At 45.2% G+C, this 22,830-nt stretch carries 15 protein-coding genes, 5 tRNA genes and 1 pseudogene; 8 read left to right on the top strand and 13 right to left on the bottom strand.

What is annotated here, in order from left to right:
• Positions 1-33: 33 nt before the first annotated feature.
• Both F0251_RS04075 and F0251_RS04070 read left to right on the top strand, forming a co-directional pair.
• Entirely contained in the window at positions 34-1,770 is a 1,737-nt protein-coding gene (locus F0251_RS04075) for a hypothetical protein (RefSeq protein WP_171730380.1), read from the top strand.
• A 128-nt stretch (positions 1,771-1,898) separates the two neighbouring features.
• Positions 1,899-2,165 (top strand): annotated as a pseudogene (locus F0251_RS04070) (DUF6482 family protein); the annotation flags it as partial.
• Between the two features lie 65 nt (positions 2,166-2,230).
• On the opposite strand, the gene F0251_RS04065 reads toward F0251_RS04070, so the two are convergent.
• The 11 genes from F0251_RS04065 to F0251_RS04015 form a co-directional block, all read right to left on the bottom strand.
• The gene (locus F0251_RS04065) at positions 2,231-3,472 is read right to left on the bottom strand and encodes an NADH:ubiquinone reductase (Na(+)-transporting) subunit B (RefSeq protein WP_171730379.1); all 1,242 of its coding nucleotides are present in this window, start codon (positions 3,470-3,472) and stop codon (positions 2,231-2,233) included.
• A gap of 218 nt (positions 3,473-3,690) precedes the next feature.
• On the bottom strand, positions 3,691-4,662 hold the full coding sequence (locus tag F0251_RS04060) for an SPOR domain-containing protein (protein ID WP_116869860.1): 972 nt from the start codon (positions 4,660-4,662) through the stop codon (positions 3,691-3,693).
• 187 nt (positions 4,663-4,849) lie between these two features.
• On the bottom strand, positions 4,850-5,788 hold the full coding sequence (locus F0251_RS04055) for an ABC transporter permease (RefSeq protein WP_008218598.1): 939 nt from the start codon (positions 5,786-5,788) through the stop codon (positions 4,850-4,852).
• A gap of 2 nt (positions 5,789-5,790) precedes the next feature.
• Entirely contained in the window at positions 5,791-6,768 is a 978-nt protein-coding gene (locus F0251_RS04050; protein WP_105057715.1) for an ABC transporter permease, read from the bottom strand.
• A gap of 177 nt (positions 6,769-6,945) precedes the next feature.
• On the bottom strand, positions 6,946-8,499 hold the full coding sequence (locus F0251_RS04045; RefSeq protein WP_102425727.1) for an ABC transporter substrate-binding protein: 1,554 nt from the start codon (positions 8,497-8,499) through the stop codon (positions 6,946-6,948).
• A 94-nt stretch (positions 8,500-8,593) separates the two neighbouring features.
• Positions 8,594-10,321 carry an ABC transporter ATP-binding protein gene (locus tag F0251_RS04040; protein WP_061033079.1) on the bottom strand — a complete coding sequence of 576 codons (1,728 nt, stop codon included), beginning with the start codon at positions 10,319-10,321 and terminating at the stop codon, positions 8,594-8,596.
• Between the two features lie 792 nt (positions 10,322-11,113).
• Positions 11,114-11,190: transfer RNA gene (locus F0251_RS04035), tRNA-Pro, on the bottom strand.
• A 10-nt stretch (positions 11,191-11,200) separates the two neighbouring features.
• A tRNA-His gene (locus F0251_RS04030) sits at positions 11,201-11,276 on the bottom strand.
• A 45-nt stretch (positions 11,277-11,321) separates the two neighbouring features.
• A tRNA-Pro gene (locus F0251_RS04025) sits at positions 11,322-11,398 on the bottom strand.
• Between the two features lie 76 nt (positions 11,399-11,474).
• Positions 11,475-11,550: transfer RNA gene (locus F0251_RS04020), tRNA-His, on the bottom strand.
• Between the two features lie 49 nt (positions 11,551-11,599).
• A tRNA-Arg gene (locus F0251_RS04015) sits at positions 11,600-11,676 on the bottom strand.
• Between the two features lie 298 nt (positions 11,677-11,974).
• Between F0251_RS04015 and F0251_RS04010 the strand changes: the two genes are divergently transcribed.
• Positions 11,975-12,388 carry a cytochrome c5 family protein gene (locus F0251_RS04010; RefSeq protein WP_008224061.1) on the top strand — a complete coding sequence of 138 codons (414 nt, stop codon included), beginning with the start codon at positions 11,975-11,977 and terminating at the stop codon, positions 12,386-12,388.
• A gap of 95 nt (positions 12,389-12,483) precedes the next feature.
• On the opposite strand, the gene rep is transcribed toward F0251_RS04010, so the two are convergent.
• Entirely contained in the window at positions 12,484-14,502 is a 2,019-nt protein-coding gene (gene rep, locus F0251_RS04005) for a DNA helicase Rep (RefSeq protein WP_004740928.1), read from the bottom strand.
• Between the two features lie 180 nt (positions 14,503-14,682).
• Here rep and F0251_RS04000 point away from each other — a divergent pair, with 180 nt between their 5' ends.
• The 4 genes from F0251_RS04000 to F0251_RS03985 all read left to right on the top strand — a co-directional run bounded on the left by F0251_RS04000 (position 14,683) and on the right by F0251_RS03985 (position 19,894).
• A complete protein-coding gene (locus F0251_RS04000) occupies positions 14,683-15,264 on the top strand; it encodes a TetR/AcrR family transcriptional regulator (RefSeq protein ID WP_205416604.1) in 582 nt (193 codons plus the stop codon).
• A gap of 18 nt (positions 15,265-15,282) precedes the next feature.
• Positions 15,283-16,389, top strand: a complete 1,107-nt coding sequence (locus F0251_RS03995) for an efflux RND transporter periplasmic adaptor subunit (protein ID WP_061033076.1) — start codon at positions 15,283-15,285, stop codon at positions 16,387-16,389.
• 11 nt (positions 16,390-16,400) lie between these two features.
• On the top strand, positions 16,401-19,523 hold the full coding sequence (locus F0251_RS03990) for a multidrug efflux RND transporter permease subunit (RefSeq protein ID WP_171730378.1): 3,123 nt from the start codon (positions 16,401-16,403) through the stop codon (positions 19,521-19,523).
• A 119-nt stretch (positions 19,524-19,642) separates the two neighbouring features.
• Positions 19,643-19,894 (top strand): accessory factor UbiK family protein, encoded by a 252-nt coding sequence (locus F0251_RS03985; protein WP_004740921.1) that lies wholly within the window; start codon positions 19,643-19,645, stop codon positions 19,892-19,894.
• A 234-nt stretch (positions 19,895-20,128) separates the two neighbouring features.
• On the opposite strand, the gene ilvC is transcribed toward F0251_RS03985, so the two are convergent.
• Positions 20,129-21,613 (bottom strand): ketol-acid reductoisomerase, encoded by a 1,485-nt coding sequence (gene ilvC / locus F0251_RS03980; protein ID WP_008224071.1) that lies wholly within the window; start codon positions 21,611-21,613, stop codon positions 20,129-20,131.
• 145 nt (positions 21,614-21,758) lie between these two features.
• On the opposite strand from ilvC, the gene ilvY reads away from it, so the two are divergent.
• On the top strand, positions 21,759-22,649 hold the full coding sequence (ilvY, locus tag F0251_RS03975; protein ID WP_061033074.1) for an HTH-type transcriptional activator IlvY: 891 nt from the start codon (positions 21,759-21,761) through the stop codon (positions 22,647-22,649).
• Positions 22,650-22,830: the final 181 nt, after the last annotated feature.

Below are 22,830 nucleotides of genomic sequence, written 5' to 3'. Positions count from 1 at the left end.
AAATAACTCAACTACATAAGGGATGTACGAGTAATGAAAAAAGTGAGTATTCTCGCAGCGGCGATTGCAGTGGCTTTAACAGGTTGTGGTAGCGACAGTTCAAGTGTCACAACACCAACTGAAACATCAACTACCAATAAGTTTATCGACGCAGCTGTTGAAGGTATCTACTACAGCACTAGCTCTGGCTTAAACGGTGTTACAACTAGTGAAGGCGAATTTACCGCTAAAACTAGCGACACAATTACCTTCTTCATTGGCGGTGAAAACGGCTTAAAAGTAGGTGCAGCATCAAACCGTGATGTACTGACTCCATTTGAAGCGGCGGGTAAATACGCTCGTGCACTTAACCTAGCAATTTTACTTCAGTCTTTGGACAACCAGTTTGGTAACACTTCAGATGAAATTCTGACAATTCCAGATATGCTGCGAGAACCTGATGCTGCTACGTTAACAAAGATGAAAGATCTAAGCCTAGATGACACTACAAGCGTAACGGACTTCCTAGTAGCTGTTGGTGTAGAAGCTGCAAATATCGCTTCAGAAAACGACGCTCTAACACACATGCAATCTGCATTTGGATCAATGGAACGCGGTGATGACTCTGCAAATCCATTTATCACTGCTGGCAAATTCGTTCGTTACATTGATGTCACCCAGAACTCTAACGAATTCATTTACGTCCACGCTGACAAGCTAATGGAAGAAGACATGTTCGAGCGTACTCGCGGCATGACCGAGATGACGTTCAAAGTGAACTCTGCAGAATCAGTCACTACGCTTGCAGGCTCTAACGACTATTCATTATCAGAAAGCTTTGCTGAGCAATACCTAACATGTGTTGCTGATTCTACAAATCAGTGGATCGATGAGAAAGAACCTGAAAGAAGCGGCTGTGATATTGACGGTGACGACCAAATAGATCTTGAGAATGGCGACCTTAACCCTGATAGCGCGTTCGTTCTCAATAGTGCTTTCGCATACAAACTTCGAGACTTAGCAAAATCAGCAACCGCTGATGAAGAGTTCACAGCCGAAGACATCGAAGGGTGGAAGCCATTTGATGTACAAAAAGCTTCAGATTTGAATCACTACACAGCAAACAATGTCTGGGATGACAAAGACGAAGACAGCAACACATCAAACTGGATTCGTGATACCACTTCTGGCTCTTTCGACCCTGTAACTGGCATTTATTCTGAGATTGTTAAGAAAGAGACGCTGGGTAGCGACGCAAACAACCCCCAACCTCGCGTAACGGAGCGTGTTGCTTACTACTACGAGATCCCAACAAAAGATTCTGAACGTTACGTAGATTTCACTGGTACATGGGAAACGAAAGAGTACTGTGACAATGGCGAAGTTGCAGTGAGTACTATGGTGTTCGGCGCAACAAAAGTAACGACATCTGGTTCTGAATGTGGCAGTGAAAACGATGGTCAATCTTCGCCAGAAGATATGGGGCAGTTTGATGCAACCTACGCGGAGTTAGGCGCTATCGATTACTGGTGGTTTGGTCAAACAGACCGAGCTTCAAAAGCGACACTAACAGAACTGAACACCGTTGTTCGTTTCTGCGACCAAGATGATTTTGATCCAGATTCAAGCATTCCTGAGGACAATACTTGCGATAGCAAGAATGAATACTTCGTTAAGTGGGAATACCAACCTGCAGGCACTAACTGGGATGAAGGCCTACTTATCCGCCGTAAGATGGATAACCAAGGTGATACCAACGGTCGTGTTAGCATCATGCAGAAGATCAACTAGTCACTGAGTTAGTTTGATGGCCTAATCAGAAACCAGAAGCCGAGCTTCTGGTTTTTTCATTTTTAAAGCCACATGAACCTTCAAACAACTATTAACGTAGATACCAAAACAAAGACCTATCTAGAACAAAAATGGAGTTTGTGATGAATCTACTAATTGAATCATTTGAAGGCGGGATTTATTTAGCTTACCAAGTCGTTGGCGAGCAGAAGCAGTTAATTAAAGACGACCACCACCATCCGATGAAGTTTTTGAGTGTCAATCAAGCGCGTGACCACTTTAGCGATCAAGGCGTATCGTCAGCAACACTGATACATAACAGCGCTTACGATGAAATGTGTGGCGAACACTGTGGCAGTACACAACCATTCGAGATTGATTTGAAGTGGAGTTGAATGGCTTTTATGTTTCTTTATCAATAGAAAGGCTTGCACATCGGCAAGCCTTTTTCTTTAGTGGCTTAACGCGCCATGCGTTTTTGCCTACGCTTAATATTCTGTTCTTTCACCATGAAATCAAATAGCGGAGCAAACAGGTTCGCAAATAAGATAGCGAGCATGATGCCCTCTGGGTATGCAGGGTTGAGTACTCGAATACCGACCGTCATCACACCTATCAGAATCCCGTAGGCCCATTTACTGTTATTAGTGAAGGCGGCAGATACTGGATCGGTCGCCATGAAGAAGGTACCAAACGCGACGCCACCTAACACAAAGTGCCAGTAGAACGGCATCGAAAACATTGAGTTAGTATCTGAACCAATCAAGTTTAGTAAGCTCGAGGTTGCCACAAGACCAACAATCACACCAGCCACAATGCGCCACGATGCTATCTTCATGACAATCAGAATCACACCGGTCAGCATAATAAGCAGTGAAGATACTTCACCCATTGATCCCGGAATATTACCGATAAAGGCGTCCATCCAAGTGATTGCCTCACCTGTCATGTTATTGATCAGCGACGAGCCGCCACCTTCATACCATTGGCTGAGCGGTGTCGCTCCTGAGTAGCCGTCAGCGGCAACCCATACCAAGCCGCCGGACATGTTGGCAGGATAGGCAAAGTAAAGAAACGCTCGCCCCGCCAGTGCAGGGTTGAGGAAGTTTCGCCCTGTACCACCGAACAACTCCTTGGCAACGACAATACCAAAGGTAATACCCAAAGCGGCTTGCCACAGCGGGATTGTTGGCGGGAGAATAAGTGCGAACAGTACTGAGCTTACAAAAAAGCCTTCATTCACCTCGTGTTTTCTTACAACGGCAAATAAAACTTCCCAGAAGCCCCCGACCACAAACACGGTGGCATAAACAGGTAAAAAGTAGAGCGCCCCCAAAAACATCTGGCTTCCCCAGCCGCTTGCTACTAACGACGGTGCATCACCAAACGCCCACGATAGGCGCCAACTACTATCGATGATAGAAGCAAGCTCGGCACCGGAATAGGTAGCGGTTAACCCCATCACGGATTGATGACCTACGTTGTACATACCCCAAAACATCGCGGGGAAAGTGGCTAGCCACACCAGAATCATAATCCGTTTTAGGTCAATGCTGTCCCGGACATGGGTTATACCTCGGTTCACATTCCCTGGCGTGTAAAATATGGTCGCAAATGCCTCATACACTGGGTAGAGCTTCTCGTACTTCCCCCCAGCTTCGAAGCTAGGAGCCACATCTTCTAATCGTTTTTTCAAACTCATAATCTCAATCACCTTGTTGCTGAGTTATGGTTTTCTACGCACCAACCGCACTATTTGAGCAATTTTTAGTGATTTTTGATCAAATTCATTTGAAGGCGTCTGCCATCAGCTATCGATACACTGCTTAACCAAGTACCCCTAGCCTTTGAATTACGAGACCTAAAAACAACAAAGCCCCAGCAATCGCTGAGGCTTAAGTAAGGTTTCAATCCGACTTGTTACTTCACACACATCACGTTAAGTAGTGAAGAGCCTTTGAGTTGGTTTACGTTACCATTAGTGAACAGGCCTTTCTTATCCGCTCCCCAATAAGGTAGGTGCATTGGCCAGTTCTGGTTTTCCATCACTTTTGAGCCTAGGATGCTCTGCCATTGCTTTTCAGTCATCAGCTTCATGTTGAGCTTATTACATACCAGCTCTGCACTACCGTAATCCAAACGACTCCAAGGCTTACCTTGCTCCATGTAGAACTGCTGCTCATGGTCTAGCAGGTAAGGGATCGCATATTGGCTACCAGCAACATTTGCCGTCACGCGAACTTCAATATCTAGATCGTTATCTGAATTTTTGCCACCACTTGGCAATGCCTGAATGGCAGCCGCACTGGTCACTGCTGCCGCTGACTTCGCAGCTACGGGTTTCGCCGCAGGCTTAGTTGCAGGTTTTATAGGAGCCTTAATCGGTGTCGGTTTTGCTGCTTTAGGCTTGGCCGCTTTTGCCACGATAGGTTGTGATGAGGTCTGCGACTTATCAACCATACGAATAAAGGCTTCGCCATAACCTGGCACCTTACGAACCTGAGCTAGATCTTTTCTTGCATCTGAAAATGTAGAGTAAGGACCAATCAAACAACGATAATCACCACCCTCAGGTTTCATCCATACGTTGGTCGAAATTTTGCCGTAAAGAGGTTTTGCTTGGCTCAGTGACAAAGGCTTGTTCAGCAAGCCACATTGAACCCAAAACAGCTCGTTATCTGAATGACGTTTAGGCGCTTTATTACCCCAAACACCCTTACCGATCGGACATGATTGCTCTAGCTGTGGTAATTGATTGGTACTTGCCTGAGTAGCATCACATAAAACCGATTCTGCATTAACTTGGCTCGATACCAAGAGGGATGCAGCAATAAGCCCCATACGATAATTTCTAATCACAGCGCGACATACATCATTCATTGTCAATTTCATAACCACCACTTAAACCCTTACGGGTTAATTGTTACCGAATTAATGTCGATAAAACATGAATTCCATTTTAAGTACTATTGACACTATCAATGATACTTAGTTCAAGATCCATTAAGCAAAAAAAGAGCCGTAATTGCTTACGGCTCTTAGTTTAGTGATTTTTTTTACTAAAAATCAAACCAAGCTATCACCCTTTATAAATTTTAGGGTTAAACACGTCACGTAACCAGTCACCCAGCAGGTTGATCACCAGTACTAGCGTCACCAATACGACACCAGGGAAGGCTGTAATCCACCACGCACCAGAGAAAATGTAGTTAAAACCAGTACTGATTAGTGCGCCCAGTGACGGTTGGTCTACCGGTAGGCCCAAACCTAGGAAAGAAAGTGCCGCTTCTGACATGATGGCATTTGCCACCTGTACCGTAGAGATAACCAAAATTGGCGATAAACAGTTCGGTAGAATATGACGGAACATAATGCGTGGTGCTCTGAAGCCCATCACGCGTGCTGCTTCTACATACTCTTTCTTCTTCTCAGCCAATACTGATGCACGAATCGTACGAGCATATTGTGGCCATTCGGCAATACCGATAATCACCACCAGCATCACTACCGCATATTGCGCGTAGAAGTCACTGCCGAAACTCGCCTTAAAGATAGCCGAGACAATGATCGCAACCATCATGGTTGAGAACGAAAGCTGAACATCAGCAAAACGCATCAAGAAGCTATCGATACGACCACCGAAGTAACCCGCAGACAGACCAATAATGATACCTAGAGTCAGTTGTAGACCAACGGCTAGGAAACCAATCGTCAGTGATAAGCGAGAGCCGTAAAGCATGGTCGATAGAATGTCACGACCCTGCTCATCGGTACCCAGTAGGAAACGCTCTTCGCCATCTTCCATCCAAGACGGTGGTAGCTCAGAGTCCATGATGTCGATAGACGTCACGTCATACGGGTCTGTTGGCGCTAGAATAGGTGCCGCCAATGCCATCACCAAGAAAGCAGTGAATACAGCAAAGCTGAACATTGCCACTTTGTCACGTAAGAAGTAGTACAGAATGTCTGACTGCTTAAATCGCTCCCAACGAGATGGAGCTGTTGTAGTTTGTTCCATGATTATGCTCCTTTCCCTGTGATGTTCACTGTTGGGTTAATGATGCCGTATAGCAGGTCAACAATGGTGTTCGTTACTACGAAGATAAGGCCAACGAAGATAACGTATGCGGTAATCAGTGGTGTATCCACTCGGTTAATCGCTTCAAGGAATAGGAAGCCGGTGCCCGGCCACTGGAATACGGTTTCAGTAAGAATGGTGTAAGCCACCATAGTACCAATCTGAACACCACCTACCGTTAGTACTGGCAGCATTGTGTTTTTCAGAGCGTGTTGGTAGTAAATCTTGTTCAGCGCTAGGCCTTTCGCTTTACCAAACTTAATGTACTCAGAGCTAAGAACTTCGAGCATTTCAGAGCGAACTAGACGAATGAAGAGAGGCAGCATGATAGATGCTAGAGCAATACTTGGCAGAACTAAGTGTGCCAGGCCATCTAGCGTTAGGAAACCAGACTCCCAACCAAACCAGTTTGCCGTTTCACCACGGCCAAACGACGGCAGCCAACCTAATTCAATGGAGAATACATACATCAACATGATTGCGGTTAAGAAAACGGGTACAGAAATGCCGACACTACTGCCCGCCATCACCAGTTTAGTGAAGAAGCTTTTTGGGTGTATTGCAGAATAAACGCCAAGAGGAATCGACAGACAAACGATGATCAGAGAAGCGCCAAACACAAGTTCAAGCGTTGCTACTAGCTTATCTAAGATTACGTCCACAGCTGGGCGTTTAAAGAAATATGAAGTACCAAGATCACCTTGTAGAGCAGCGCCTACAAAGCGAGTGTATTTTGTAATGAAGGGATCATTTAAGCCGAGTTCATCACGCAGCGCTTGACGCTCCGATTCTGACACAGATTGACCGACTAACTCACGCAACGGGTCGCCCAGGTTATCCTGAATGGCAAACGCCACCAAACTGATCACAAACATCACTATCAGTGCCTGAAACAGGCGCTTGACCAGAAACGTAACCATTCCTTGCCCCTTATCTATCCATGACTATCTAATCGAAATCCGCGACTAGATAACAAAAATTCAGTCTTAAAAAAGGTATTTAGCCAGACTGAAGGAAGACCAAATACCTAAACTTAAATCTATTTCTTAATAATTTGAGAGCCTGAAAGCTCAGGCTCTCGATTCTAGCAAGCTAGATTATTTTACAACTAGGTCGCCGAAGTAAGGCATAACCATTGGGTTTACGATGTCTGCAGCACCTACGTTAGACTTCGCGCCCCACGCTTCACTTTGCCAGTGTAGCGGTACGAATGCAGCGTCGTTGTATAGTGTTGCTTCAACGCCTTTCAGCATCTTAGAACGTTTAACTGGGTCAGTTTCAGTGTTAGAAGCTTCTACAATCGCATCCATTTCTGGGTTTGAGTAGCCAGAACAGTTGTATTGACCACGACCAGTCTCTTCGTTACGAGTCATTGTTAGGAACTCGTTGAAGTTCGCTGAATCTTCAGTATCTGAGTGCCAGCCGATCATCATCATGTCAGCAGAACATAGGTCAAACTCAGGCCAGTACTGTGCTTTAGGCATAGTCTTAAGATCAACTTTGATACCAATCTTAGATAGCATTGCCGCAGACGCTTGCGCTACTTTCGCATCGTTCACGTAACGGTTGTTTGGTGCCATCATAGTTAGCGTAAAGCCATCTTCGTAGCCCGCTTCTTTCATCAGCTCTTTCGCTTTCTTAAGATCGTAACGAGGAACTAGCTCTTCGTTGTGACCCGCGTAGCCTGTTGGGCTTTGCTGACCAGCAGCTGTTGCAAAGCCTTTCATGATCTTCTTAACGATACCTTCGTTGTTGATTGCGTGAACAATCGCCTGACGAACGCGAACATCTTTAAGAGCTTCGTTGCTGTTTTGGTTCATTTGGAACGTGATGATACGAGTACCAGGTAGCGTTACCAGATCGATGTTCTTAGCGTTCTTAACACGCTTGTGATCGTTTGGTGCTACTGGGTGAATCATATCTACGTCACCAGAAAGAAGTGCAGCAACACGTGTTGCGTCTTCTTTGATTGGCACAAGTGTTAGCTTGTCTACGTTACCTTCAGACTCTGTGTCCCAGTAATCGTTGAAACGTTCGAACGTTACTTTAACGCCTTGCTCACGCTGCGTTACGATGAAAGGACCAGTACCTGAAACGTTAGTCGAAGCGAACGAGTTACCGTGCTTAACTAGCTCAGACTTGTCTTTACCTTCCGCTGTCTTACCAGAGTAGAACTTGCTGTCCATTGGGAAGATGTAAGTTGCTGTTTGTAGTACTAGTGGGTAAGCCGCTTTTGATACTAGCTCAACTGTGTAGTCATCCACTTTTACCATCTTTTCGTATGGCGTAAAGATTGACTTAAAGTCTGGAGAAGCTTGTAGACGTTCAAAAGTCCACACAACATCATCAGCAGTCAGTTCGTTACCAGAGTGGAATTTCACACCTTTACGTAGGTTGAAACGGAAAGTCGTTTCATCAACACGCTCCCAGCTAGATGCTAGGCGGCCTTCGAAATCCATCTCTTGAGTGAAACGTACTAGAGGGTCAAACACCATGTGAGACATTTGCAGTGTGCCACCAGACAGCTGCTCGTGCGGGTCAAGTGATACTGGGTCAGCTGCGTAGCCAACGGTAATATCTGCTGCTGCTGCACTAAAGCTTAGGCCAGCTGCCATCAAAGCTACTGCTAATTTGCTTTTCATGGTTTTCATTGCATAACTCCTTCATGCGGGAATCCAGATCCCTAGTTGTTGTATTTGCGTCTGTTTATTGTTGTTAGCAAGCTAAACTCCAGCCTGCTGATTTTTATACCGCGGCTTGTGCCACTGCTTTTTCTTCTCTTAAACCTGTAAACTCAGGCATTAAAGAAATCAGTTGTTTGCTGTATTCATGCTGAGGTGATTGGAACAGTTGCTCTGTAGGCGCAACTTCCAATAGTGTCCCCATCTGCATCACACCAACACGGTCACACATTTGGCGAATAACCGGTAAATCGTGACTGATGAACAGCATGGTTAGGTTTAGCTCGTCTTGTAAGTCTTTTAGTAGGTTAAGGATCTGAGCCTGTACAGACACATCCAGTGCCGATGTTGGTTCATCACAAATCAAAAGACGTGGGCGAGTCGCCAAAGCGCGAGCGATAGAAATACGCTGACGTTGACCACCTGAGAATTCGTGTGGGTACTTCACCCCAGCCATTTTGCCTAAACCAACGTGCTCTAGCAGGTCATTAACGATCTGACGAGTTTCATTTTCGTTGCGAGTAAGCTTATGGAATCGAATAGGTTCAGCAATGATGTCGAATATCTTCATTCGAGGGTTCATTGATGTGTAAGGGTTTTGGAAAACCATCTGCATTTGGCGACGCATAGGGCGACGCTCTTTTTCAGATTTCAGGCCCGTAAGGTCAACGCCTTCAAACGTTACCTTGCCTGAGTTTGGTGCGTACAAACCAGCAATTACACGAGCAATCGTTGATTTACCTGAGCCGGATTCACCCACCAAACCAAACGTCTCGCCTTCATGTACTTCAAAGCTCACATTGTTTGACGCCTGAACGTACTCACGACGGCTCTCAAAGAATGAATCTTTAGTGGTGAAACGCAGGTTTACGTTTTCAACATTTAATAATGGACCTGTGTAATCACGGTGATCTTGGCTTTGACCCAACCAGTGATTTTTCACATCAAGTGGTTCCATCTCGTGTGCTTCTTCTATGTAGCTCACAAGTGGGAAACGGTCGAGTTTGCGGTCTGAACGTGGAACCGCAGAGATCAAGCTGTGTGTATATGGGTGTTCTGGCGTACCAAGCACTTTGGCTGTTGGGCCAAACTCAACCAAGTCACCACGATACATTACGGCTACGCGATCGGTTACGTTAGATACCACGCCCATATCGTGCGTTACCAACATACAACCTACGTTTTTCTTAATACATAGATCGCGAATCAAACCTAAAATTTGGTCTTGGATAGATACATCCAGTGCGGTGGTTGGTTCATCTGCGATGATAAGGTCAGGCTCACCTGCCAATGCAATCGCAATAACCACACGCTGACGCATACCGCCAGAGAATTGGTGAGGATACTGTTTTAAGCGGTTTTCCGGCTGTGGAATACCTACTTGATTCATCAAGTCGAGGGAACGCTCATAGGCTTCTTGATCGGAAACCTTCATGTTGGCGTGAATCGTTTCTTTTAACTGCTGTTCTACGGTGAATAGAGGGTTAAGAGACGTCATTGGATCTTGGAAGATAAAACCAATCTTTGAGCCGCGAACAGAACGCATCTGTTCAGGAGATAAGCCAGAGACTTTTTCGCCATCCAGAAATACCTCGCCGCTAGCAATGCGACCAGGAGGGCTCAGCAGATCGATAACCGCGTTACCTACCGTTGACTTACCAGCACCAGATTCGCCTACAACACCAACAATCTCACCACGTTCAATATTGAACGAAAGCGATTTAACTGCGGCGTGAACTCCATGACGAGATGGGTATTCGATACGAAGATTTTTTACTTCTAAAAGTGACATTACCAGACCTCTACTGCTTTGGCAGCTTTCTGCCCTGTCTGCAAAATTGAATCCATTCTTACCAGAATATTGTTCTGATATTTTATACGGCTGACAATTTGGCAAATAATTCACAGAAAAGCAACAAAAATAGGATAAAAAGTCGACATTAAACGCTTAACAAGCAAAACCACCACATAACTATTCACTACAAAAGCATATAGTAAGAAAAAACAGCATTATATTAGTGGTAATAAATACTCACAAAACCCTTACCACAACTTACTTGTAGAGCTAAAGTCATGGTTAAGAGCAGATCTCACTACCAATCACTAAAAACAAATAATTATTCCAAAAAACAATTAACACTATAGAAACAAAACCTAATTTATCTATTTACCCCAAACAAAACAACTGTATAGCGTTGGTTAAGCCATATTTACAACCACTAACATAGAGATGGCAAATATAAGATAACAAAACAAGCGGATGGATAAATTAGTTGGAATTTTCGGCGATTTGGGAGGAGGAAAAATGCTAAATACAGCCATTAATCGACAATTTGGGGGTTAGATTTCATTTTTCGTAAAAGTCTCTAGACCAAACCTATCAATCTGTCGAATTTATTAGCCAGTAAATTATATAAAATTAGATATAGATCGACCGGCTTAATGAATTATGGTTTTGTGTGGAGAAAGCTGAGGAGAAGAGCGGTCACATTGAGCGTGCAACACTTCGAAGAGGTGAGTTTTCTTGTAATCTAAGCTCCAGACGAAAAAAAGCCCCGTCATTTCTGACGAGGCTTTCTTATAGTGGTCGGTGAAGAGGGATTCGAACCCCCGACCCTCTGGTCCCAAACCAGATGCGCTACCAAGCTGCGCTATTCACCGACAAAATTAATGGGGTGGCTAACGAGATTCGAACTCGCGACCACCGGAATCACAATCCAGGGCTCTACCAACTGAGCTATAGCCACCACTAATTTTTTGTATAACCGCTTAACAAGCGATTATTGAAATAGTGGTCGGTGAAGAGGGATTCGAACCCCCGACCCTCTGGTCCCAAACCAGATGCGCTACCAAGCTGCGCTATTCACCGACTAGTTTTGTATCGATTCTTGGGATAGTGAATCAACACTGGAAGCCGAAGCTACCGATAATTTGTAAAGAAAGAATGGGGTGGCTAACGAGATTCGAACTCGCGACCACCGGAATCACAATCCAGGGCTCTACCAACTGAGCTATAGCCACCATAATTTCTTTTTTGCCAATTTCTCGCTTACCGAAGTAAGTGACCGGATGGCGCGCCTGAAAGGATTCGAACCTTCGGCCTTTGGCTCCGGAGGCCAACGCTCTATCCAGCTGAGCTACAGGCGCATGCCCTGTCGGCGGAGTGGAATAATACGTATATCACCCAATGCCGTCTAGTACTTTTTTAACTTTTTTTTCTGTTTGGTCTCTTTTTCGACAGTTAATATGTGATAAACCCCTTATTTGAGTACTACAACCCGCCACAGCTTATAAGTTGTTGTTTATTGCAACAACTTATCGGGATATAATCACCCATTATTTACATTGGTTTAACAGTTGCTCTTTACTGGTTAAAGCCAAAACACCCCTCCAACACTATAATTTGGTAAGCATGTACTTACCTTGGGAATGTAAAGTGAGTTTAATGGATATGTCTCGTCGAATTTTAAGCGTTGTCATCGCAGTTTTAACCTTCTCAACTGGTGCAATGGCTTCAGGCCTTAGCGAAGCAGAGCAAGATGCAATTGCTGAGCGCATCAAACCAGTTGGTCAAGTATACCTAGTCGGCAGTGAGCCAGTAGCCGCTGAACCAACAGGCCCTCGTGATGGCGCAACAGTTTATGGTACCTTTTGTATCGCTTGTCACGCATCTGGCGTAAGCGGCGCACCTAAAACAGGTGATGCTGGTGACTGGGGTCCTCGTATTGCTCAAGGTCGCGATATCCTAGCTGACCATGCAATCAACGGCTTTAACGCGATGCCAGCGAAAGGTTCATGTATGGACTGTTCAGACGACGAAATCAAAGATGCTATCGAGCACATGATTGCTGGTCTGTAATTTGCCGAGCTATAGTTAAAAATGCAAAATTCAAAAAAGGTGACCAACGGGTCACCTTTTTATTGTCTTCTATATAGTACTCATCAAGCAGAACATTACTTCTTATTGAACATCGCTCGAATATTGGCAATGTGCGCCTGCCCTTTCTCCATTCGCTCTTCAGCGGACTGTGGCTTCTTCACGCTTTCCCATTCCACATCATCATGCGGCAATTCATCCAGAAAACGACTTTGTGTTGGTTTAATTAACTCACCAAACTGACGACGTTCACGACACTTAGTAAAAGTCAGTTCTTTCTGCGCTCGAGTGATACCCACATACATCAGGCGACGCTCTTCCTCCACATTCCCTTCATCAACACTGGTTTGGTGCGGCAAGATGCCCTCTTCTGTTCCCATCAAATACACATATGGGAACTCCAAGCCTTTCGATGCATGTAGTGTCATTAACTGTACTTGGTCAGCATCGTCATCATCTTCACCTCGTTCCATCATGTCGCGCAGGGTTAAGCGTTGCACAACCTCACGTAGCGACTTCTCTTCTTTATCGTAATTATCACCTTCTAAATCGGCGACAATCCAGCTATAGAGATCAGAGACGTTCTTCATACGCATCTCTGCCGCTTTCGGGCTTGCTGAAGTTTCGTATAACCAATCTTCGTAGTTAATATCACGAACCAAAGCACGGACTGCATCGACGGTATTGCCACGCTCTGCGTTATCCGAGATGCGAACAATCCAATCAGTGAATCGACGCAGGTTCTCCAAGCCTCGGCCAGTTAAGGTTTGCTCTAAGCCCATCTCAAAGCTGGCCTCAAACAAGCTCTTACCACGCATATTGGCGTAGCTACCTAACTTCTCTAGCGTCACCGGGCCGATCTCACGGCGCGGCGTGTTTACAATACGTAGGAAAGCATTATCATCATCAGGGTTCACCAACACTCGTAGGTAAGCCATGATGTCTTTAATTTCGGCTCTAGCGAAGAAAGAGGTGCCGCCAGAGATCTTGTAAGGCACACGGTTCTGCATCAACGCTTTTTCAATTAAGCGCGATTGGTGGTTACCACGGTAAAGCACTGCATAATCTTTATACTCAGTACGATTCAAAAACTTGTGTGCGATGATCTCACCGGTAATACGCTCGGCCTCATGCTCCTCGTTCTTGGCATTCAATACCTTAAGCTTTTCGCCGTCTGGGATCTCAGAGAATAGAGACTTCTCATATACGTGCGGGTTGTTGGCGATCAAGATGTTCGCTGCACGTAAGATTCGGCTGGTTGAGCGGTAGTTTTGCTCTAGCTTGATCAGGCGAAGGTTAGGATAGTCCTCACCCAGCAACACCAAGTTTTGCGGTTTCGCACCACGCCATGAGTAAATAGATTGGTCATCATCACCTACTACCGTCAAGCGACCACGCTCTCCAACCAGTAGGCGAACCAATTCGTACTGGCTGGTGTTGGTATCTTGGTATTCGTCCACAAGTAGGTAGCGAATACGCGACTGCCAACGTTCACGCACTTCTTGATTGGTTTTGAGTAATTGTACTGGCAATGCAATCAAGTCATCAAAGTCGAGGGCGTTGTAGGCCTTCATCTGCTTTTGATACATCTCGAAGCAGAACGCAAACAACTGCTCTTGTTCGCCTTGAGCGCGCGCTTTCGCCTGGTCTGGCGTCAGCATGTCATTCTTCCAATTCGAAATCGCACTCATCAATGCACGCAATAAATCTTTATCGCCATCGATTTGCCTTTCAGTTAGCTCTTTTAATAGAGCTAACTGGTCTTGGTCATCAAACAGAGAGAAGCCAGCTTTTAAGCCCAGCGCTTTGTACTCACGACGAATAATGGTTAGGCCCATGGTGTGAAACGTCGAAACGATAAGTCCTTTCGCTTCACCTTTACCTAAGGTTTGCCCTACACGCTCTTTCATCTCACGCGCTGCTTTATTGGTAAAGGTCACTGCCGCGATGTTACGCGCCTTGTAGCCACACTCCTGAACCAAATAAGCAATTTTATTGGTGATAACACGTGTCTTGCCTGATCCAGCGCCTGCTAATACTAAGCAGGGGCCTGAAACATACTTCACGGCTTCATCTTGTCTTGGGTTCAGTTTCATTTGATTCTCTATCTGTTCTTACAAGGTCGAATTGGTTGCGCGCCTATAATAATGCTGCAACATCACGAATGCTACGTTCTCTTCTACAAGAATTTTACGTCATTTATGCAAAACTTTGTTGCACATGTGTATGGTTCTTAGGCTATAATGAATGAACGTTCATTCATCGGTGATGTAAATATGACTACTCATGCACCTCAGGATAAACGCCAACAAATACTTTCTGCAGCAGAGAAGCTAATTGCTGAGGTCGGTTTTCAAGGCCTCTCGATGCAAAAACTAGCAAAAGAAGCGGGAGTGGCTGCAGGCACTATCTATCGCTACTTTGATGATAAGGATCACTTGATCGAAGACGTTCGAGTGCTCGTAACACAACGAGTAGCAGATGCTGTACAAGACGGAGTTAATGATTCGGATCCAATAAAGCAACGCTACAGAACCATGTGGCTCAATATATGGAACTTAGCGGGAACGAACTTAGCTGCGATTAAAAATCGGGTTCAGTATGACTCTCTACCCATCACAAATAGCCTAAACTTCAGGGAACTTGAACGCAAAATGTTTGCCCAAGTTGAGCTGCTATTTAATGAGGGTAAAGAGCAAGGATTGTTTAAACCGCTGCATAATGAAGTATTAAGCGGATTGAGCTTAGCGGCTAGTGTATCTCTAGCGCGAAAGCATTCTTTAGGATTTTACCAACTCGATGAGGCAGCACTAGAAGCTGCAATCGAAGCCAGTTGGGATGCAATAATTAAACACTAGATCGGAGTTTTGACCATAATGAAAAAGTGGACTTTCTTCATGTTACTCATCGCTGTATTACTTTTCGGCAGCGTTATTGGGTTCAACATGTTCAAACAACAAAAAATTGCTGAGTACATGGCAAACCGCCCTGAACCAGAGTTTCCAGTAACGGTTACTGAAGTTCAGCCGATCGATTGGGTTCCGGTGATTGAAGCTATCGGCTTCATTGAACCAAACCAAGGTGTCACGCTAGCAAACGAAACTAGCGGTGTCATCGACCAAATTTCTTTTGAGTCAGGTACTGAAGTTAAGAGCGATCAACTACTCGTTCGCCTTGATTCAGACGTAGAGAAAGCGAACCTTAAGAGTTCTGAAGCTCGCTTACCTGCAGCAAAAGCTAAGTACAAGCGTTACCAGGGTCTATTCAAGAAAGGCTCTATCTCTAAAGAAGCTTACGATGAAGCAGAAGCTAACTACTTCTCTCTTTCAGCTGATATTGAAAGTCTAAAAGCGTCTATCGATCGTCGCGAAATTCGCGCACCATTCGATGGTACCGTTGGTATCCGCAATGTTTACCTAGGCCAATACCTACAATCAGGTACTGATATTGTTCGTCTAGAAGACACCAGTGTTATGCGCCTACGCTTCACGGTTTCTCAGACTGACATCTCTCGCATCAGTGTGGGTCAAGCAGTTGATATCTTCGTTGACGCTTACCCAGAAATCCCATTTGAGGGCTCTATCAGCGCAATTGAACCTGCAGTAAGCGTGCAAAGTGGTCTTATTCAAGTTCAAGCAGACATTCCAAACAATGATGGCAAGCTTCGTAGCGGTATGTTCGCACGCGCTAACATCATTCTGCCTAAATTAGAGAACCAAGTAACTCTGCCTCAAACAGCGATTACTTTCACTCTATACGGCGACAATGTTTACATCCTAACTGAAGAAGACGGCGTTCAACGCGTTACTCAACATGTTGTAAAAGTAGGTGAACGTACTGCTGATATCGCACACATCCTTGAAGGTGTGAAAGCGGGCGATACCGTTGTGACTTCTGGCCAAGTACGTCTAAGTAACGGTGCCAAAGTTAAGGTTGTGGAAAGTGATGCAATCACACCACCATCTGAAACACCTATGCTGTAACCGGAGGCACAATGCGCTTTACTGATGTTTTTATTAAACGTCCAGTTCTAGCGGTATCCATCAGCTTTTTGATTGCGCTGCTTGGCTTACAAGCAATCTTCAAAATGCAGGTGCGTGAATACCCTGAAATGACGAATACCGTCGTAACCGTGACCACGAGTTACTACGGTGCAAGTGCCGATCTTATCCAAGGCTTTATCACCCAGCCCCTCGAACAAGCTGTGGCACAAGCGGATAACATCGATTATATGACTTCATCTTCTGTACTCGGTAGCTCTACGATTACCGTTAACATGAAGTTGAACACCGACCCGAACGCAGCGCTGTCTGACATACTGGCTAAGACAAACTCGGTTCGTTCTCAGCTTCCAAAAGAAGCGGAAGATCCAACGGTAACCATGTCGACCGGTTCAACAACGGCGGTACTCTACATTGGTTTTACTAGTGATGAGTTGGTGTCGAGCCAAATTACCGATTATCTAGAGCGTGTAATCAACCCGCAGCTATTTACGGTAAACGGTGTATCGAAAGTTGACCTATACGGTGGTATGAAATACGCACTACGCGTATGGCTAGACCCGTCAAAAATGGCTGCAGTCGATCTAACCGCTAGCGATGTGATGTCGGTACTGAATGCCAACAACTACCAATCGGCAACGGGTCAAGCAACCGGTGAGTTCGTTCTCTACAATGGCAGTGCTGATACCCAGGTATCTAACGTTGAAGAGTTAGAGAATCTTGTAGTTCGTAGCGGTGAAGGCGAAATCATCCGTCTATCTGACATTGCTAAGGTTTCTCTAGAGAAAAGCCACGACGTGTACCGTGCAAGTGCGAACGGTCAGGAAGCGGTTGTTGCAGCAATTAACGCGGCACCAAGTGCTAACCCTATCAACATTGCAGCCGATGTTCTTGAGCTTCTTCCTCAGCTAGAGAAGAACCTACCAAGTAACATCTCAATGAACGTAATGTATGACTCGACGATTGCGATTAACGAATCGATTCAAGAGGTTATCAAGACTATTCTTGAGGCGGCATTAATCGTACTGGTTGTCATCACCTTGTTCCTTGGTTCGTTCCGTGCGGTTCTTATCCCTATCGTTACTATCCCACTATCTTTGATTGGTGTGGCAATGGTAATGCAGGCGATGGGCTTCTCTTGGAACCTGATGACACTACTGGCAATGGTACTCGCCATCGGTCTGGTGGTAGATGATGCGATCGTAGTACTTGAGAACGTCGACCGACATATCAAGCTCGGGGAGTCCCCTTTCCGTGCTGCAATCATCGGTACGCGTGAAATCGCGGTACCAGTTATTGCAATGACGTTAACGCTAGGCGCAGTATACGCTCCTATCGCGATGATGGGTGGTATCACAGGCTCGCTATTTAAAGAGTTCGCGCTAACCCTAGCGGGTTCAGTATTTGTATCCGGTATCGTGGCATTAACGCTGTCGCCAATGATGTGTTCAAAAATGCTTAAAGCTCACGCAGAGCCAAGCAAGTTTGAACAAAAGGTACATAACGTACTGGATGGTATGACTAACCGTTACGAGCGTATGCTTGGTGCGGTAATGAACCATCGCCCAGTATTCATTGGCTTTGCGGTTATCGTATTTGCCAGCTTACCGATGCTGTTTAAGTTCATCCCAAGTGAGCTAGCACCTTCTGAAGATAAAGGTGTAATCATGCTGATGGGTACAGCGCCATCAAATGCGAACTTAGACTTCATGCAAAATACCATGAACGACGTAAACGCGATTCTGTCTGATCAGCCAGAAGTCGCTTACGCACAGGTGTTTACTGGTGTACCTAATGCAAACCAAGCGTTTGGTATCGCATCTATGGTTCCATGGAGTGAGCGTGAGGCAAGCCAATCAGACGTAGCAAACCGCGTTGGTGGTTTAGTTAAAGATGTTCCGGGAATGGCGGTAACTGCATTCCAAATGCCAGAACTACCAGGTGCAGGTTCAGGTCTTCCAATTCAGTTTGTTATTACAACACCAAACAGTTTTGAGAGCTTGTTCCAAATAACTACTGATATTTTGGCTGATGTAGCATCGAACCCGCTGTTCGTTTACTCAGATCTTGATCTGAACTACGACTCAGCAACGATGAAGGTACACATCGATAAAGACAAAGCAGGCGCATACGGTGTGACCATGCAAGATATTGGTATCACACTTGGTACTATGATGTCTGATGGCTACGTAAACCGTATCGACTTAAACGGTCGTTCTTATGAGGTTATCCCTCAAGTAGAACGTAAGTTCCGTTTGAACCCTGAATCGATGAATAACTACTATGTACGTGCTGCGGATGGTAAAGCGGTGCCACTGGGCAGTTTAATTACGATTGATGTTGTGGCAGAGCCTCGCTCTCTTCCTCACTTCAACCAATTGAACTCAGCTACGATCGGTGCAGTACCGGCTCCAGGCGCTGCAATGGGTGATGCGATTGCATGGTTTGAAGATACGGCAACGAACAAGCTACCAAGTGGCTACAACCACGATTACATGGGTGAAGCACGTCAATACGTAACAGAAGGTAGCGCACTTTACGCAACCTTTGGTCTAGCGTTAGCAATCATCTTCTTGGTACTAGCGATTCAGTTCGAATCTCTAAAAGATCCATTGGTTATCATGGTATCGGTACCACTGGCGATCTGTGGTGCCCTAATTGCTCTAGCTTGGGGTGCGGCAACGATGAACATCTACTCACAAGTAGGTTTAATCACGCTGGTCGGCCTGATTACCAAGCACGGTATCTTGATCTGTGAGGTTGCAAAAGAAGAACAGTTGCATCACCACAAGACTCGTATTGAAGCGGTAATGGAAGCTGCGAAGGTTCGTCTTCGTCCAATCCTGATGACAACCGCAGCGATGATCGCGGGTCTAATCCCACTGATGTACGCAAGTGGTGCGGGTGCAGCTCAGCGTTTCAGTATCGGTATTGTTATCGTTGCAGGTCTGGCGATTGGTACTATCTTTACGCTGTTTGTGCTGCCAGTGATTTACAGCTACCTAGCTGAAAAACACAAACCTCTTCCTGTATTTGTTGAAGACAAAGATCTAGAAAAACTAGCTCGCGTTGATGAAGCAAAAGCAGCGCACAGAGAATTAGCAGACAACAAGTAATCGCTAAGTCGTAAAACAATCAAAAAGGCTACTTCGGTGGCCTTTTTTTATACGCGATAGGCGACATCTTAGATGTGATTAAATAGAATAGTGATAAATAGTCAGGAGTTTTAATCGATATGTTTGATCCAAAAAAACTAGAGCAAATTGCTAAGCAGATCCACGACTCTATGCCTCAGCCAGTGAAAGAACTAGGTTCAGACGTAGACCAGAAAGTTCGCCAAGTTATCCAAGGCCAGCTAAACAAACTAGATGTTGTAAGCCGTGAAGAGTTTGATGTTCAAACTCAAGTACTACTGCGCACTCGTCAAAAGCTGACTGAAATGGAACAAAAGCTTGCAGAGCTAGAAGCTAAGCTTGCAGACAAGTAAGCACTCAAGCGAGCAAAGATAAGAGGGCTGACGTGAAAACGTCAGCCCTTTTTTATTCACTCGAGTTTTTCGGTCTAGACTCCAAACAACACTCCGAGTCGCGATACATCTTTCCCAATAAACAAAAAGGCTTGGTCAACGGCGACCAAGCCTTTTAATTAGATGTTGTGTTTTTATTTATGACTCCAGTTTTTGGAGCTCTTTAAATTTGTTCGATGTTATCGAGTTAAGAGATTAACCGCCTACTGCGATGCGCTTCATGTCGCTCATGTAGCTACGTAGCTCTTCACCGATGTACTCAACTGGGTGGTTACGGATAGCTTCGTTAACTTCGATTAGTTTAGCGTTATCTACTTGGTTAGATACTTCACCTAGACCACGACCGATTACGTCTGTTGCTACTGAAGGCATGAACTTCTCACGTAGTAGTGGTGTTGCAACGTTAGCGAACAGGTAGTTACCGTATTCAGCAGTATCTGAGATTACAACGTTCATTTCGTATAGGCGCTTACGAGCAACCGTGTTCGCGATTAGTGGAAGCTCATGCAGAGACTCGTAGTATGCAGACTCATCAATGATGCCAGATGCTGTCATTGCTTCGAACGCTAGCTCAACACCCGCACGAACCATAGCAACAAGTAGGATGCCGTTATCGAAGTACTCTTGCTCAGAGATTTCTACATCAGAAGCTGGGTAGTTTTCGAATGCTGTTTCGCCTGTCTCTTCGCGCCAGCCTAGTAGGTTCGCATCGTCGTTCGCCCAGTCAGCCATCATAGTGCTAGAGAATTCGCCTTGGATGATGTCGTCCATGTGCTTGTTGTAAAGCGGACGCATTAGGTCTTTTAGCTCTTCAGAAAGCTCAAATGCTTTGATTTTAGCTGGGTTAGATAGACGGTCCATCATGTGAGTTACGCCACCAAACTTAAGCGCTTCAGTGATCGTTTCCCAACCGTATTGTAGAAGCTTACCTGCGTAGCTTGGGTCGATACCGTCAGCAACCATCTTCTCGTAAGATACGATAGAACCCGCTTGTAGCATGCCACAAAGGATTGTTTGCTCACCCATAAGGTCAGATTTAACTTCAGCAACGAAAGAAGACTCTAGACAACCTGCGCGGTGACCACCTGTACCAGCAGCCCAAGCTTTAGCGATATCCCAACCTTCACCCTTAGGGTCATTCTCTGGGTGAACAGCGATTAGTGTTGGAACACCAAAACCACGCTTGTACTCTTCACGTACTTCAGTACCTGGACACTTAGGTGCAACCATTACAACGGTTAGGTCTTTACGGATTTGCATGCCCTCTTCAACTACGTTGAAGCCGTGTGAGTAACCTAGTGCAGCGCCTTCTTTCATTAGAGGCATTACTGTTTCAACTACGTTAGTGTGTTGTTTGTCTGGAGTTAGGTTGATTACTAGATCCGCTTCAGGAATCAGCTTCTCGTAGCTATCTACTTCAAATCCGTTCTCTTTTGCGTTTTTGTAAGACTGACGTTGCTCGTCAATCGCCGCCTGACGTAGAGCGTAAGCCACGTTTAGGCCTGAATCACGCATATTTAGACCTTGGTTAAGGCCTTGAGCACCACAACCAACAATTACGATTTTCTTGCCTTCAAGGTATTCAGCTTCTGTCGCAAATTCTTCACGATCCATGAAGCGGCAACGACCTAGTTGGTCTAGTTGTTCACGAAGGTTTAATGTATTGAAATAGTTAGCCATTTGAGGCACTCCTTTAAAAATAAGTCCGTAAGGTCGATATCTCTCTATCGAATGACTTCATACTAAAACAGACATTCCGTTGCTGAAAGTGATATATTCACAATTAGTTATTGCAATAAATGCAACATGGAAACGATCGCAAAACATGAACATAAAATCTCTACAATTATTTATACATTTATGTGATAGCAAGAGTTTCAGCAAAACAGCTGCAGCCATGCATGTCAGCCCTTCTGCACTGAGCCGTCAGATACAAAAGCTTGAAGAAGAAACAGGACAGGAACTGCTTATCAGGGACAACCGCAGCGTTGATCTCACTCCGGCGGGAAAACACCTATTGCCAGTAGCGTTGAGTATTGTTGGAGAGTGGCAGCAATATAACCTTCACCTAAAAGGCGGTGAACAAGAGTTAAAAGGGGAGATCAGGATATTTTGCTCCGTGACTGCAAGCTATAGCCATCTTCCTGAGCTAATTACCGAGTTCAGAGCCATTCATCCATATATCGAGTTCAAGCTTTCTACAGGCGACCCTGCTCAATCTATCGATAAGATATTAAATGACGAAGCAGACATCGCGATTTCAGCGAAACCAGACATCCTCCCCTCAAGATTAGAATTCGAAACCATCAGTGATATACCACTATCTGTCATCATCCCATCTGGCGTCAGTAGTTTTGGTCAACAACTACAATCCGACAAGCCAAACTGGAATGAAGTGCCTTTTATCATCCCTGAAGCGGGTACAGCGCGTGAACGAGCCAATGCATGGTTTAAAAAGATGAAGATAAAACCCAACATATACGCGCAAGTTTCTGGCCATGAGGCGATTGTAAGTATGGTGGCCCTAGGGTGTGGAGTTGGCATCGCACCTGATGTGGTCATAAACAACAGCCCTGTAAGAGATAAAGTAAGCCGCTTAAAGATAGAACCTATCAAGCCATTTGAGTTAGGCGTATGTTGTAAGCGAGCACAGCTAGATAACCCTCTAATTCGAGCGTTCTGGCAAGTTGCAGAAGGAAAATATTTAGCGGACTAGTCGTCATTGTTTTAAATACAAAAAAGGGAAGAGCACGTCAGTGCCCTTCCCTTTTATTTATGTATATCGCAGATAAGAAAAAAGCCCGCTGATTTCTCAGCGGGCTTTCTAATGGTGGTGGAGGGATAGGGATTTGAACCCTAGAACCGCTATTAACGGTTGCCGGTTTTCAAGACCGGTG

It is taken from the genome of Vibrio sp. 070316B (assembly GCF_013114115.1).
Taxonomy (GTDB): domain Bacteria; phylum Pseudomonadota; class Gammaproteobacteria; order Enterobacterales; family Vibrionaceae; genus Vibrio; species Vibrio chagasii_B.
This window is presented reverse-complemented; position numbering and strand designations above follow the sequence as displayed.